We start from the raw sequence: 14,101 nt of genomic DNA, 5'->3' as shown, positions 1-14,101 counted from the left end.
CACCCAAACGCTACACCCACAAAGCAGGGCTCGGGACCAAGAAGGAGCAAACCATGAGCCTGCCTAATCCCGCCGAACTGATCAGCCAGATGGCGATCCGTCTCAAGGCTTATCTGGAACACCGTGGCATCAGCGAACCGCGTTACATCGGCATTCGCACCGGTGGCATCTGGGTCGCTCAGGCGTTGCTCAATGAGCTGGGCAGCGACGCGCCGCTGGGCACCCTCGATGTGTCCTTCTACCGCGACGACTTCAGCCAGAGCGGCCTGCACCCACAAGTCCGCCCTTCGGCGCTGCCGTTCGAGATCGAAGGCCAGCACCTGGTGCTGATCGACGACGTGCTGATGAGTGGCCGCACCATCCGCGCCGCAATGAACGAACTCTTCGACTATGGCCGCCCGGCCAGCGTGACGCTGGTGTGCCTGCTGGACCTGGACGCCGGTGAGTTGCCGATCCGCCCGAACGTGGTCGGCGCGACCCTGGCGCTGGCAGCCCATGAACGGGTGAAGCTGTCCGGTCCGGAACTCAAGCTTGAACTTCAAGACCTCGCCCTTTAATTCGCCCTATTGAGAGTCCCCCTCGCGATGACGCCTCTAGAAACCAAGCGCCCGCTGCAGCTCAATGATCAGGGCCAGCTGCGCCACTTCCTCTCGCTCGACGGTTTGCGCCGCGAGCTGCTGACGGAAATCCTCGACACCGCCGACTCGTTCCTCGAAGTCGGCGCCCGGGCGGTGAAGAAAGTCCCGTTGCTGCGCGGCAAGACCGTGTGCAACGTGTTCTTCGAGAACTCCACCCGCACACGCACCACCTTCGAACTGGCGGCCCAGCGGCTGTCGGCCGACGTGATTACCCTGAACGTATCCACGTCGTCGGCGAGTAAGGGCGAAACCCTGCTCGACACCCTGCGCAACCTCGAAGCCATGGCCGCCGACATGTTCGTCGTGCGCCACGGTGATTCCGGCGCGGCGCACTTCATTGCCGAACATGTCTGCCCACAAGTGGCGATCATCAACGGTGGCGACGGCCGTCACGCGCACCCGACCCAAGGCATGCTCGACATGCTCACCATTCGTCGGCACAAGGGCGGCTTCGAAAACCTCTCGGTGGCCATCGTCGGCGACATCCTGCACTCGCGGGTGGCACGCTCGAATATGCTGGCACTGAAAACCCTCGGCTGCCCGGACATCCGCGTGATCGCGCCGAAAACCCTGCTGCCGATTGGCATCGAGCAGTACGGCGTGAAGGTCTACACCGACATGACCGAAGGCCTGAAAGACGTCGATGTGGTGATCATGCTGCGCCTGCAGCGTGAACGCATGACCGGCGGCCTGCTGCCGAGCGAAGGCGAGTTCTACCGCCTGTTCGGCCTGACCACCGCGCGCCTGGCCGGCGCCAAACCCGATGCCATCGTGATGCACCCGGGGCCGATCAACCGTGGGGTGGAGATTGAGTCGGCAGTGGCCGACGGTCCGCACTCGGTGATTCTCAACCAGGTGACCTACGGGATCGCGATTCGTATGGCCGTGCTGTCCATGGCCATGAGCGGGCAGACTGCCCAGCGCCAATTCGAGCAGGAGAACGCCCAGTGAAGCTCAGCATTCTCGGCGCACGCGTTATCGATCCGGCCAGCGGCCTGGATCAAGTGACTGATATCCACGTTGAAGCCTGCAAGATCGTCGCCCTTGGCGCCGCTCCAGCCGGTTTTGTTGCCGTCGACACCATCGACGCCAAGGGCCTGGTGGCCGCCCCGGGCCTGGTTGACCTGAACGTCGCCCTGCGCGAACCGGGCTACAGCCGCAAAGGCTCGATCGCCAGCGAAACCCGCGCCGCCGCCGCCGGTGGCGTGACCAGCCTGTGCTGCCCACCAAAAACCAGACCGGTGCTGGACACCTCGGCCGTGGCTGAACTGATCCTCGACCGCGCCCGCGAAGCCGGCAACACCAAAGTGTTCCCTATCGGCGCCCTGAGCAAAGGCCTGGACGGCGAGCAGCTGGCCGAACTGGTCGCCTTGCGCGATGCCGGTTGCGTGGCCTTCGGCAATGGTCTGGAGAGCTTCCGCAACACCCGCACCCTGTGCCGGGCGCTGGAATATGCGGCGACATTTGACCTGACGGTGATTTTCAACTCGCAGGACCACGACCTGGCCGAAGGCGGCCTGGCGCACGAAGGCCCGACTGCGAGCTTCCTCGGCTTGCCGGGCATTCCAGAAACCGCCGAAACCGTGGCCCTGGCCCGGGATCTGCTGCTGGTCGAGCAAAGCGGTGTGCGTGCGCACTTCAGCCAACTCACCAGCGCGCGTGGCGCGGCGCTGATCGCTCAGGCCCAGGCCCGCGGCCTGAAGGTCACGGCGGACGTGGCGCTGTATCAGTTGATCCTCACCGACGAAGCGCTGATCGACTTCAGCAGCCTCTATCACGTCCAGCCGCCGCTGCGCACCCGCGCCGATCGCGACGGCCTGCGGGCAGCAGTGAAGTCCGGTGTGATATCCGCCATTTCCAGCCATCACCAACCCCACGAGCGCGATGCCAAACTGGCGCCGTTCGGCGCGACCGAGCCGGGTATCAGCAGCGTAGAACTGCTGCTGCCGCTGGCGATGACCTTGGTGGAGGACGGTTTGCTCGACCTGCCAACCCTGCTCACACGCTTGAGCGCCGGCCCTGCCGAGGCGTTGCGCTTGCCGGCGGGTAAATTGGCGGTGGGTGGCGCGGCGGATATCGTGCTGTTCGACCCGGCGGCCTCGACCGTGGCCGGTGAAACCTGGCTGTCCAAGGGCGAAAACTGCCCGTTCATTGGCCACAGCCTGCCGGGTGTGGTGCGCTATACCTTGGTGGATGGGCGAATCAGTCACCAGGCGTAAGACCTGTGGCGAGGGAGCTTGCTCCCTCGCCACAACTCACTGGAAGGCGCCTCTGTTCTGCGCGTTGCGAATCGAAACCTGATCGTTCAGCGTCCAGAAGTCATACAACACCCCCAGAAAGAACAACCCGCCCGTGACCAGGTACAGCAATCCGCTGATCCACTTCCCCTGATACATCCGATGCACACCGAGCACCCCAAGGAAGGTCAGCAGAATCCACGCGACGTTGTATTCGATGGGGCCGGCGGTAAAGCGCAGGTCCGCTTCACGATCCATGGCCGGGATCAGGAACACGTCGATCAGCCAGCCAATACCCAGCAAGCCGAAGGTCAAAAACCAGATCGTCCCGGTCACCGGTCTGCCGTAATAGAAGCGGTGAGCCCCGGTAAAACCGAAAATCCACAGCAGGTAACCGATCACTTTGCTGTGCGTATCTTGCTGTGAAACGGGTTGTCGATAGGTGTTCATAGATGGCCTCGAATCACGCGATAGAGAAATATTCTTGAATTCTTTGTGACTTTTTTACAGGCAGCCGACATACGGCGAATGCTACCTTGGGTCCTGTCAAAGCCTTGTAACACCTGACTTGTGTCCGACAATTGCGCCAAATTGCCGCTTATTTGGTTCCGTTGACCCCAAGGTTGAATCGACCAACGGCCTCGGAAGGGACAAAAAAGCTGTTATAAAGTTGCGCGCTAACCCATACGAGCCTTGCCTAATGCGTCCATTTTTCAAGACATGGCTAACCATTTGCCTATTATTGCCCCTGGCCGCCCACGCCACCAATCGTGAGCAACGTCTTCCGAACGTTAATGGTTACACCCCAAAATCCCATGTTTCTGCTCCTTCGAGCAAAAACCAACAGACAGTAAAACGTTCCACCCAACTGAGCCGCGCCAACGGCAAGCTGGTCCCGCCGATGGCGACCAAGGAAAGCAGCAACGTGTTGAGCCGTGCGGTAAACGTCCTCGGCACACCTTATCGTTGGGGTGGCAGCAGCCCAAGTAAAGGGTTCGATTGCAGCGGCCTGGTGAAATACGCGTTCAACGACGCCACCTTCGACCTGCCACGTACCTCCAACGCCATGGCCAGCGGTCACGGCGAGAAAGTCGACCGCAACGATCTGAAGCCAGGCGACCTGATTTTCTTCAACATCAAGAGCCGTCGGGTCAATCACGTTGCCATCTACCTGGGCAACGACCGCTTCATCCACGCGCCACGCCGTGGCAAATCGGTGACCATCGACACCCTGAAGAAACCGTACTGGGAAAACCACTACGTGGTTGCCAAGCGGGTTCTGCCCAAAGAACCGAACGCATTGCGGGTTGTTCAGCGCTAATCCGACACTGATCGTTCCCACGCTCTGCGTGGGAACGCAGCCCGGGACGCTCCGCGTCCCCCCTGCCAAAGCGGACGCGGAGCGTCCATTGAGGCATTCCCACGCAGAGCGTGGGAACGATCAACTTCCTGTCAGAAATTATCCGGTGACCGCGCCTTCTCCCGCGCATGCTCGCGACTGATCACGCCTTTGGCCACCAGCTCCTTCAGGCACATATCCAGCGTCTGCATCCCCAGCGACCCTCCCGTCTGAATCGACGAGTACATCTGCGCCACCTTGTCTTCGCGAATCAGGTTACGGATCGCCGAGGTGCCGAGCATGATTTCGTGGGCGGCAATCCGCCCGCCGCCGAGTTTCTTGATCAATGTCTGGGACACCACCGCCAGCAACGACTCGGAGAGCATCGAGCGCACCATCGATTTCTCGTCGCCCGGAAACACGTCCACCACCCGGTCGATGGTTTTCGCCGCCGACGTGGTGTGCAGCGTGCCGAATACCAGGTGACCGGTTTCGGCGGCGGTCAGGGCCAGCCGAATAGTCTCCAGATCACGCATTTCCCCCACCAGAATCACGTCCGGATCTTCACGCAGGGCCGAGCGCAGGGCCGTGGCGAAGCTGCGGGTATCGCGATGGACTTCACGTTGATTGATCAGGCATTTGCGCGATTCATGGACGAACTCGATGGGGTCTTCGATGGTAAGGATGTGGTGATGGCGATGGTTGTTCAGGTAATCGATCATCGCCGCCAGCGTGGTGGACTTGCCGGAACCGGTCGGGCCGGTCACCAGCACCAGGCCTCGGGGGGATTCGGTGATCTTGCGAAACACTTCCCCCATGCCCAGGTCCTCCATGCTCAGGACCTTCGATGGAATGGTCCGGAATACCGCGCCCGCGCCACGATTCTGGTTGAAGGCATTGACCCGAAAACGTGCCACGCCGGGCACTTCGAAGGAGAAGTCGGTTTCAAGATGCTTCTCGAAGTCGACCCGCTGGAGGTCGTTCATGATGTCGTAGATCAGGTCATGCACCTCCTTGTGGTCCAGGGCCGGCAAGTTGATGCGTCGCACATCGCCATCGACGCGGATCATCGGTGGCAGACCGGCGGACAGGTGCAGGTCGGACGCGCCCTGTTTGGCGCTGAAAGCCAGCAGCTCAGTGATATCCATAGCGCTCCTCAATTCCAGTAGAATGCCGCGAACCTCAGACCCGCTGGCGCCTCTTGAATGTCCACGATAGCAGACAACATTGCTCAGGTTAGTTCACGCATCCACGCTGCCGCCCTCGCCGCACAGCGCGACGAACACAGCATCCAGCTACTGGCCGTGAGCAAAACCAAGCCCGCCGAGGCCCTGCGTGAAGCCTATGCCGCCGGGATCCGCGACTTTGGCGAAAACTACCTGCAGGAAGCCTTGGGCAAACAGCTCGAATTGGCCGACCTGCCCTTGATCTGGCACTTCATCGGCCCCATTCAATCGAACAAGACTCGTGCTATCGCCGAGCATTTCGCTTGGGTGCACTCCGTGGATCGTTTGAAAATCGCACAACGCCTGTCCGAACAACGTCCCGCCGATTTGCCACCCTTGGACATCTGCATCCAGGTCAATGTCAGCGGTGAAGCCAGCAAATCCGGCTGCACCCCGGCCGACCTGCCCGCCCTGGCCAATGCCATCAGCGCGCTGCCGCGTTTGAAACTGCGCGGGTTGATGGCGATTCCCGAGCCGACTGAAGATCGCGCCGCCCAGGACGCCGCCTTTGCTGCCGTGCGCGACTTAATCAAAAGCATGCAAGCCAGCCTGAACCTGCCACTCGACACACTTTCCATGGGCATGAGCCACGACCTCGAGTCAGCCATTGCCATGGGCGCCACCTGGGTCCGCATCGGTACGGCCCTGTTTGGCGCCCGCGATTACAGTCGACCATGAACATGGCTGACTCACCTCTCTATAAGGACCTGACATGAGCAAGACTCGTATTGCCTTTATCGGAGCCGGCAACATGGCCGCCAGCCTGATCGGCGGCCTGCGCGCCAAAGGTCTGGACGCCGCGCAGATCCGCGCCAGCGATCCGGGTGAAGAAACCCGTGCCCGCGTGCACGCCGAACACGGCATCGAAATGTTTGCCGACAACGCCGAAGCCATTCAGGGCGTGGACGTGGTCGTGCTGGCGGTCAAGCCACAGGCGATGAAAGCCGTTTGCGATGCCATTCGCCCAAGCCTCAAGCCGAATCAGCTGGTGGTGTCGATTGCGGCCGGCATCACCTGCGCCAGCATGAACAACTGGCTTGGCGCCCAGCCGATCGTGCGCTGCATGCCCAACACCCCGGCTCTGGTGCGTCAGGGCGTGAGCGGCTTGTACGCCACGGCCAAAGTGAGCGCCGAGCAACGCCAGCAGGCGCAAGAGCTGCTGTCGGCAGTCGGCATCGCGTTGTGGCTGGACGAAGAACAGCAACTGGACGCGGTCACCGCCGTTTCCGGCTCGGGCCCTGCGTATTTCTTCCTGCTGATCGAAGCCATGACCGCCGCCGGCGTGAAGCTCGGCCTGCCACCCGAAACCGCTGCACAACTGACCCTGCAAACCGCGCTGGGCGCCGCACACATGGCGGTCGCCAGTGATGTCGACGCCGCTGAACTGCGTCGCCGCGTGACCTCGCCTGCGGGCACCACGGAAGCGGCGATCAAGTCGTTCCAGGCCGGCGGTTTCGAAGCCCTGGTGGAAAAAGCACTCGGCGCCGCCGCGTACCGCTCGGCCGAGATGGCCGAACAACTGGGCAAATAAGGAGCCTTACATGATTGGATTGAACACTGCAGCGATTTACGTGCTGCAAACCCTCGGCAGTCTGTACCTGCTGATCGTGCTGCTGCGTTTCGTGCTGCAACTGGTGCGCGCAAACTTCTACAACCCGCTGTGCCAGTTCGCCGTGAAAGCGACCCAGCCACTGCTCAAGCCACTGCGCCGGATCATCCCGAGCCTGTTCGGCCTGGACATGTCCTCGCTGGTGCTGGCGATCCTCGTGCAACTGGCATTGATGGCCCTGACCCTGCTGCTGACCTTCGGCACCACCGGCAACCCGCTGCAATTGCTGATCTGGTCGCTGATTGGCGTAACGGCGCTGTTCCTGAATATCTTCTTCTATGCCCTGATCATCAGCGTGATCCTGTCCTGGGTCGCACCGGGCAGCCACAACCCCGGCGCCGAGCTGGTGAATCAGATCTGCGAGCCGGCCCTGGCGCCGTTCCGCAAGATTGTGCCAAACCTCGGCGGCCTGGATATCTCGCCGATCCTGGCGTTCATGGTGCTCAAGCTGATCGACATGCTGGTGATCAACAACCTCGCGGCCTTGACCATGATGCCGCAGATCCTGCGCCTGCTGATCTGACCCGGTGAGCTACTTTCGCTGGGACGGTGATGACCTGATTCTGGAATGTCACCTGCAACCTGCGGCCCGCAGCGATGATTTCGCCGGGCTGCACGGTGATCGCCTGAAGATCCGCCTGACGGCACCGCCGGTCGAGGGCAAGGCCAATGCGTATCTGATAGCGTTTCTGGCCAAGGCGTTCGGGGTTTCCAAAAGCCAGGTGAGCTTGATCAGCGGCGAGTTGAACCGGCAGAAGCGGGTGCGGATTTGTTCGCCGAAGAAGCTGCCGGAGTTGCCGGATCTTGTTCGATAGCTGATCGTTCCCACGCGCAGCAAAGGAATGCATCCCGTGACGCTCCGCGTCACCTCCAAAGCGGACGCAGAGCGTCCATGGCGGCATTCCCACGCAGAGCGTGGGAACGATCGTTGGCCGTCGCTTGCTGCTACGGGCAGCGGTCTTTAGACTTACGCCTCATTTCAATGAGAGCAGGGTCGATGCCAGCTGCCTTTCCCCCCGATTCTGTTGGTCTGGTGACGCCGCAACTGGCGCACTTCAGTGAACCGCTGGCCCTGGCCTGCGGCCGTTCGCTGCCAGCTTATGACCTGATCTATGAAACCTATGGCACGCTGAACGCCACGGCGAGCAATGCCGTGCTGATCTGCCACGCCTTGTCCGGTCACCATCACGCCGCCGGCTTCCACAGCCCCGACGACCGCAAACCCGGTTGGTGGGACAGCTGTATCGGCCCCGGCAAGCCGATCGACACCAACAAATTCTTCGTGGTCAGCCTGAACAACCTCGGCGGTTGCAACGGTTCCACCGGCCCCAGCAGCGTCAATCCGGAAACCGGCAAGCCGTTCGGCGCCGACTTCCCGGTACTGACCGTGGAAGACTGGGTGCACAGCCAGGCACGCCTCGCCGACCTGCTCGGCATCGGCCAATGGGCGGCGGTGATCGGCGGCAGCCTCGGTGGCATGCAGGCCTTGCAGTGGACCATCACTTATCCTGACCGCGTGCGGCACTGCCTGGCCATCGCCTCGGCGCCGAAACTGTCGGCACAGAACATCGCGTTCAACGAAGTCGCACGCCAAGCGATCCTCACCGACCCGGAGTTCCACGGCGGTTCGTTCCAGGAAGCGGGCGTGATACCCAAGCGCGGACTGATGCTGGCGCGGATGGTCGGGCACATCACTTACCTGTCCGACGACTCCATGGGCGAGAAATTCGGTCGCGGCCTGAAGAGTGAAAAGCTCAACTACGACTTCCACAGCGTCGAGTTCCAGGTCGAAAGCTACCTGCGGTATCAGGGCGAGGAGTTTTCCGGACGTTTCGACGCCAACACTTACCTGCTGATGACCAAGGCGCTGGATTACTTCGACCCGGCGGCGAACTTCGACGATGACCTGGCGAAAACCTTCGCTAATGCCAAGGCCAGGTTCTGCGTGATGTCCTTCACCACCGACTGGCGCTTCTCCCCCGCCCGCTCGCGGGAGCTGGTGGACGCGCTGATGGCGGCCAGGAAAGACGTCTGCTACCTGGAGATCGACGCTCCGCAAGGCCACGACGCCTTCCTGATTCCGATCCCGCGTTACTTGCAGGCCTTCAGCAATTACATGAACCGTATATCGCTTTGAGGAAGACATGAGAGCCGATCTGGAAATCATCCAGGAATGGATCCCCGCCGGCAGCCGCGTGCTCGACCTCGGCTGCGGTGACGGCGAGTTGCTGACCTGGCTGCGCGACCACAAGCAGGTCACCGGCTATGGCCTGGAAAACGACCCGGACAACATTGCCGAGTGCGTGGCCAAGGGCATCAACGTCATCGAGCAGGACCTGGACAAGGGCCTGGGCAACTTTGCCAGCAACAGCTTCGACATCGTGGTCATGACCCAGGCCCTGCAAGCCGTGCATTACCCGGACAAGATCCTCGACGAAATGCTGCGGGTCGGTCGCCAGTGCATCATCACCTTCCCCAACTTCGGTCACTGGCGCTGCCGCTGGTACCTGGCAAGCAAGGGCCGGATGCCGGTTTCGGAGTTTCTGCCGTACACCTGGTACAACACGCCAAACATTCACTTCTGCACCTTCGAAGACTTTGAAGCGCTGTGTCGCGAACGTGAAGCCAAGGTCATTGATCGACTTGCCGTGGATCAACAGCATCGACACGGGTGGGCCAGTAAGCTATGGCCTAATCTGTTAGGTGAGATCGGCATCTATCGCGTCAGCAGCCCCGGTCTGCCGGACCACAAGGTCGCGGTCTGAATCACGACACTTCGAGGAGAACGATCATGGGTCGTCTAGCGCTGTTTTTACTCACTGCCTGCCTGAGCGTCACCGCCATGGCCGCCGATGTCATCAAAGGCGAGCGCAAGGAAACCTTTGGCGACGTGACGGTGCACTACAACACCTTCAACTCGACCTTCCTGACACCGGACATTGCCAAAGCGGCCGAGCTGATCCGCAGCAAAAACCAGGGCGTGATCAACGTCTCGGTACTCAAGGACGGCAAACCGCAAACGGCGCAAGTCAGCGGGACGGTCAAAGACCTGACCAGCCAAAGCGTCCCATTGAAGTTCAAACAGATCACCGAAACAGGCGCGGTCTACTACATCGCCCAGTACCCGGTGCCACAACAGGAAATCCGCACCTTTGAAATCAAGGTGCAGACCGGCGACAAAATCAACACCATCAATTTCAACCAAGAGCTTTTCCCCGGCGAATGATCAATTTCACGCAACTCGTACTGGCCAGCCATAACGCCGGCAAACTCAAGGAACTCCAGGCCATGCTCGGCGAGTCGGTGCACTTGCGCTCGATCGGCGAGTTCAGCAGCGTCGAGCCTGAAGAAACCGGCCTGTCGTTCGTCGAAAACGCCATTCTCAAGGCCCGCAATGCCTCGCGCATTTCCGGCCTGCCGGCATTGGCCGACGATTCGGGGCTGGCGGTGGATTTCCTCGGCGGTGCGCCGGGTATCTATTCGGCCCGTTACGCTGACGGCAAGGGCGATGCGGCGAACAACGCCAAACTGCTCGACGTCATGAAAGACGTGCCGCAAGCCGAGCGCGGCGCGCAATTCGTCTGCGTATTGGCGCTGGTACGTCATGCCGACGATCCGTTGCCGATCCTCTGCGAAGGCCTGTGGCATGGGCGCATCCTGACCCAGGCCAGTGGTGAACACGGCTTTGGCTACGATCCACTGTTCTGGGTGCCGGAACGCGAGTGCTCCAGCGCCGAGCTTAAGCCCAGCGACAAGAACCAGATCAGTCACCGCGCCCGTGCAATGGATCTGCTGCGCCAGCGTCTGGGCTTGAAATGACCATTGAATCATCCGCGTCGCCGCTGATCTTCGGCGGCGCGCAAACGCCTCGGGCGGCCCTGCCAGTGCTACCGCCCCTGGCGCTGTACATCCACATCCCGTGGTGTGTACGCAAATGCCCTTATTGCGACTTCAACTCCCACACCGCCAGCCCGGTGCTGCCGGAACAAGAGTACGTGGACGCCTTGCTCGCCGACCTCGATCAGGACCTGCATGCGGTCTATGGCCGCGAGCTGAGCTCGATCTTCTTCGGCGGTGGCACGCCGAGCCTGTTCAGCGCCGAGGCGTTGGGCCGTTTGCTCAAGGGCGTCGAGCAACGTATTCCGTTCGCCAGCGACATCGAAATCACCCTGGAAGCCAATCCCGGAACGTTCGAGCAGGAGAAATTCCGCGCTTACCGGGCACTGGGCATCAATCGCCTGTCGATTGGTATCCAGAGTTTTCAGGAAGAGAAACTCAAGGCCCTGGGGCGGATTCACAACGGCGACGAAGCCGTGCGTGCCGCCGGCATGGCCCGTCAGGCCGGCTTCGACAACTTCAATCTGGACCTGATGCACGGCTTGCCCGGTCAGTCTCTGGACGACGCTCTGAACGACCTGCGCCAGGCCATTGCCCTGAAGCCGACGCACCTGTCCTGGTATCAGCTGACGCTGGAGCCGAACACGGTGTTCTGGAACCAGCCGCCGACGCTACCGGAAGATGACGCCCTGTGGGACATTCAAGAGGCCGGTCAGGCGCTGTTGGCCGAGCACGGTTACGCGCAGTACGAAGTCTCGGCCTATGCCCAGCCCGGCCGTCCGGCGCGGCATAACCTCAATTACTGGAGTTTCGGCGACTTCATCGGCATCGGCGCCGGTGCCCACGGCAAGCTCAGCCATCCGGACGGGCGCATAGTGCGCACCTGGAAGACCCGCCTGCCGAAGGATTACCTCAATCCGGCCAAAAGCTTCAAGGCTGGCGAGAAGGCGCTGACCAACGAAGAACTGCCGTTCGAGTTCCTGATGAACGCCTTGCGCCTGACCGAGGGCGTCGAAGCGCGGTTGTATCCGGAGCGCACCGGGCTGCCACTGGAAAGCCTTGCCGAAGGTCGCCGCGAGGCCGAACAAAGTGGCTTGTTGCAGGTCGAACCGTCACGTCTGGCGGCCACGATGCGCGGACAACTCTTTCTCAATGACTTGCTGCAGACTTTTCTGACATAAGGAAATCGAATGGATCTGGTACTCGACCTGCTCGCCACCGTGTCCCGCTGGAGCCGTAGCAATTTGTCGGAAATCTCTCTGGCACTGGTGGGCTGTCTGCTGGTGCTGTTTGGCGCCGACCTCAAGGGCTGGGTCGAGCAACGCCTGGGCAGCATCGCCGGCGCCTTGCGCGTCCCGCTGATGGCCCTGCTGTGCATGGTCGGCAGCGGCGTGGCGCTGATCTACGCCACGCCGTGGATCATCAAAGGCCTGAGCCAGTTCAACAACTACAGCCTGGCGCCGGTGTTGTTGGTGGTGCTGGTGCTGATCGGCGTCGTAGCAGACCGCCGCTGAATTCGAACCTAATAAAAATCCTGTAGGGGCGAGCGGTGCGGCGATCCGACTTGCCCGCGAAGAACGATGACACGGTGTATCAGTTACACCGCGGCGCCCCCTTCGCGGGCAAGCCTCGCTCCTACGGGCTTCAGGTCGGTCAGTTCTGTTTTTCGAACTTCAGATCCCACACCCCATGTCCAAGACGTTCGCCGCGGCGTTCGAACTTGGTGATCGGGCGTTCGGCCGGGCGCGGCACGCATTTGCCGTCTTCGGCGAGGTTGCGATAGCCCGGGGCGACGTTCATCACTTCCAGCATGTACTCAGCGTACGGTTCCCAGTCAGTGGCCATGTGCAACACCCCACCGACCTTCAACTTGCTGCGCACCAGTTCAGCGAACGAGGCCTGAACGATACGACGCTTGTGGTGACGGCTCTTGTGCCACGGGTCCGGGAAAAACAGCATCAGGCGATCGAGGCTGTTGTCGGCAATGCAACGGTTGAGCACTTCGATCGCATCGCAATCGTAGACACGCAGGTTGGTCAGGCTCTGAGTCAGCACGCCATTGAGCAGCGCGCCGACACCTGGACGGTGAACCTCGACGCCAATGAAATCCTGCTCCGGCGAGGCCGCAGCCATTTCCAGTAGCGAGTGGCCCATGCCGAAACCGATTTCCAGCGAGCGCGGTGCCGAACGGCCGAACACCTGGTCGAAATCCACCGGTGCATCGGCCAAAGGCAGTACGAACAACGGAGCGCCCTGCTCCAGACCGCGTTGCTGGCCTTCGGTCATGCGCCCGGCGCGCATCACAAAACTCTTGATGCGGCGGTGTTGGCGCTCTTCGCCTTCTTCCTGCTGGATAGGCGTGTCGTTTGATTCAGTCATCAATGGCTCTTACTTGATCAGACCATCCAGCGGCGAGGAGGCGCTGGCATAGAGTTTTTTCGGCATGCGGCCGGCGAGGTAGGCCAGACGACCTGCCACGATGGCGTGTTTCATGGCTTCGGCCATCATGATTGGCTGCTGGGCATGGGCAATGGCCGAGTTCATCAGCACCGCCTCACAGCCCAGCTCCATGGCGATGGTGGCGTCGGAGGCAGTACCGACACCGGCATCCACCAGCACCGGAATTTTCGCTTCTTCAAGGATGATCTGCAGGTTGTACGGGTTGCAGATCCCCAGGCCCGAGCCGATCAGACCCGCCAGCGGCATGACCGCGATGCAGCCGATTTCCGCCAGTTGACGGGCAATGATCGGGTCATCGCTGGTGTACACCATCACGTCGAAGCCTTCCTTGACCAGCACTTCGGCGGCCTTGAGGGTTTCGATCACATTGGGGAACAGGGTTTTCTGATCCGCCAGCACTTCCAGCTTCACCAGGTTGTGGCCGTCGAGCAGCTCACGGGCCAGGCGGCAAGTGCGCACGGCTTCGATGGCGTCGTAGCAACCGGCGGTATTCGGCAGGAAGGTGTAGCGATCCGGCGACAGGACTTCGAGCAGATTCGGTTCGCCCGGGTTCTGGCCGAGGTTGGTCCGGCGCACGGCGAAGGTGACGATCTCGGCACCCGAAGCCTCGATGGCCAGGCGGGTTTCTTCCATGTCACGGTACTTGCCGGTGCCTACCAGCAAACGCGACTGGTAAGTACGACCGGCCAGGACGAAGGGCTTGTCGCTACGAACGATGCTCATGGGAAATCCTCTGTTGGGGTGAGGTTCTTGCA

The 14,101-nt window shown here is 61.4% G+C and carries 18 protein-coding genes; 14 read left to right on the top strand and 4 right to left on the bottom strand.

Features of this window, described 5'->3' with window-relative positions; all coding sequences use genetic code 11:
* Positions 1 to 53: 53 nt before the first annotated feature.
* Genes pyrR through PMI21_RS11390 form a run of 3 tightly spaced genes read left to right on the top strand, consistent with a single transcriptional unit; the run spans position 54 to position 2,857 of the window.
* Complete coding sequence (gene pyrR, locus PMI21_RS11380) at positions 54 to 557, top strand: bifunctional pyr operon transcriptional regulator/uracil phosphoribosyltransferase PyrR (RefSeq protein ID WP_007939363.1); 504 nt, start codon at positions 54 to 56, stop codon at positions 555 to 557.
* Between the two features lie 27 nt (positions 558 to 584).
* Positions 585 to 1,589, top strand: coding sequence for an aspartate carbamoyltransferase catalytic subunit (locus tag PMI21_RS11385; protein WP_007939362.1), 1,005 nt, complete (start codon positions 585 to 587; stop codon positions 1,587 to 1,589).
* Complete coding sequence (locus tag PMI21_RS11390) at positions 1,586 to 2,857, top strand: dihydroorotase (protein ID WP_007939361.1); 1,272 nt, start codon at positions 1,586 to 1,588, stop codon at positions 2,855 to 2,857. The genes PMI21_RS11385 and PMI21_RS11390 overlap by 4 nt, the downstream gene beginning before the upstream one ends.
* 36 nt (positions 2,858 to 2,893) lie before the next feature.
* On the opposite strand, the gene PMI21_RS11395 is transcribed toward PMI21_RS11390, so the two are convergent.
* Positions 2,894 to 3,325 (bottom strand): NINE protein, encoded by a 432-nt coding sequence (locus tag PMI21_RS11395; RefSeq protein ID WP_007939360.1) that lies wholly within the window; start codon positions 3,323 to 3,325, stop codon positions 2,894 to 2,896.
* Positions 3,326 to 3,575: 250 nt separating this feature from the next.
* Here PMI21_RS11395 and PMI21_RS11400 point away from each other — a divergent pair, with 250 nt between their 5' ends.
* Positions 3,576 to 4,196: a C40 family peptidase gene (locus tag PMI21_RS11400; protein ID WP_007939359.1), complete on the top strand. Its 621-nt coding sequence runs from the start codon at positions 3,576 to 3,578 to the stop codon at positions 4,194 to 4,196.
* Between the two features lie 131 nt (positions 4,197 to 4,327).
* Here the strand turns inward: PMI21_RS11400 and PMI21_RS11405 are convergent, their stop codons facing one another.
* The gene (locus PMI21_RS11405; protein WP_007939357.1) at positions 4,328 to 5,362 is read right to left on the bottom strand and encodes a type IV pilus twitching motility protein PilT; all 1,035 of its coding nucleotides are present in this window, start codon (positions 5,360 to 5,362) and stop codon (positions 4,328 to 4,330) included.
* 57 nt (positions 5,363 to 5,419) lie between these two features.
* On the opposite strand from PMI21_RS11405, the gene PMI21_RS11410 reads away from it, so the two are divergent.
* From PMI21_RS11410 to PMI21_RS11455, 10 genes are all read left to right on the top strand, one after another.
* Positions 5,420 to 6,118, top strand: coding sequence for a YggS family pyridoxal phosphate-dependent enzyme (locus PMI21_RS11410; RefSeq protein WP_007939356.1), 699 nt, complete (start codon positions 5,420 to 5,422; stop codon positions 6,116 to 6,118).
* Positions 6,119 to 6,152: 34 nt separating this feature from the next.
* Entirely contained in the window at positions 6,153 to 6,971 is an 819-nt protein-coding gene (gene proC, locus PMI21_RS11415; protein WP_007939355.1) for a pyrroline-5-carboxylate reductase, read from the top strand.
* A gap of 10 nt (positions 6,972 to 6,981) precedes the next feature.
* A complete protein-coding gene (locus PMI21_RS11420) occupies positions 6,982 to 7,572 on the top strand; it encodes a YggT family protein (protein WP_007939354.1) in 591 nt (196 codons plus the stop codon).
* Positions 7,573 to 7,576: 4 nt separating this feature from the next.
* Entirely contained in the window at positions 7,577 to 7,864 is a 288-nt protein-coding gene (locus PMI21_RS11425; RefSeq protein WP_007939353.1) for a DUF167 domain-containing protein, read from the top strand.
* A gap of 182 nt (positions 7,865 to 8,046) precedes the next feature.
* Positions 8,047 to 9,186 (top strand): homoserine O-succinyltransferase MetX, encoded by a 1,140-nt coding sequence (gene metX / locus PMI21_RS11430; protein ID WP_007939352.1) that lies wholly within the window; start codon positions 8,047 to 8,049, stop codon positions 9,184 to 9,186.
* A 7-nt stretch (positions 9,187 to 9,193) separates the two neighbouring features.
* A complete protein-coding gene (gene metW / locus PMI21_RS11435) occupies positions 9,194 to 9,814 on the top strand; it encodes a methionine biosynthesis protein MetW (protein WP_007939351.1) in 621 nt (206 codons plus the stop codon).
* Between the two features lie 26 nt (positions 9,815 to 9,840).
* Positions 9,841 to 10,275, top strand: coding sequence for a DUF4426 domain-containing protein (locus tag PMI21_RS11440; RefSeq protein WP_007939350.1), 435 nt, complete (start codon positions 9,841 to 9,843; stop codon positions 10,273 to 10,275).
* Complete coding sequence (rdgB, locus tag PMI21_RS11445; protein WP_007939349.1) at positions 10,272 to 10,868, top strand: RdgB/HAM1 family non-canonical purine NTP pyrophosphatase; 597 nt, start codon at positions 10,272 to 10,274, stop codon at positions 10,866 to 10,868. The genes PMI21_RS11440 and rdgB overlap by 4 nt, the downstream gene beginning before the upstream one ends.
* Entirely contained in the window at positions 10,865 to 12,067 is a 1,203-nt protein-coding gene (hemW, locus tag PMI21_RS11450; protein ID WP_007939348.1) for a radical SAM family heme chaperone HemW, read from the top strand. Before rdgB ends, hemW begins: the two co-directional genes overlap by 4 nt.
* Positions 12,068 to 12,076: 9 nt before the next feature.
* Complete coding sequence (locus tag PMI21_RS11455) at positions 12,077 to 12,400, top strand: DUF3392 domain-containing protein (RefSeq protein WP_007939346.1); 324 nt, start codon at positions 12,077 to 12,079, stop codon at positions 12,398 to 12,400.
* A 139-nt stretch (positions 12,401 to 12,539) separates the two neighbouring features.
* On the opposite strand, the gene trmB is transcribed toward PMI21_RS11455, so the two are convergent.
* Positions 12,540 to 13,265: a tRNA (guanosine(46)-N7)-methyltransferase TrmB gene (trmB, locus tag PMI21_RS11460; RefSeq protein WP_007939344.1), complete on the bottom strand. Its 726-nt coding sequence runs from the start codon at positions 13,263 to 13,265 to the stop codon at positions 12,540 to 12,542.
* Positions 13,266 to 13,274: 9 nt separating this feature from the next.
* Positions 13,275 to 14,069: a thiazole synthase gene (locus PMI21_RS11465; RefSeq protein ID WP_007939343.1), complete on the bottom strand. Its 795-nt coding sequence runs from the start codon at positions 14,067 to 14,069 to the stop codon at positions 13,275 to 13,277.
* Positions 14,070 to 14,101: the final 32 nt, after the last annotated feature.

Origin of the sequence: Pseudomonas sp. GM18 (assembly GCF_000282195.1) — a bacterium.
Classification (GTDB): domain Bacteria; phylum Pseudomonadota; class Gammaproteobacteria; order Pseudomonadales; family Pseudomonadaceae; genus Aquipseudomonas.
This window is presented reverse-complemented; position numbering and strand designations above follow the sequence as displayed.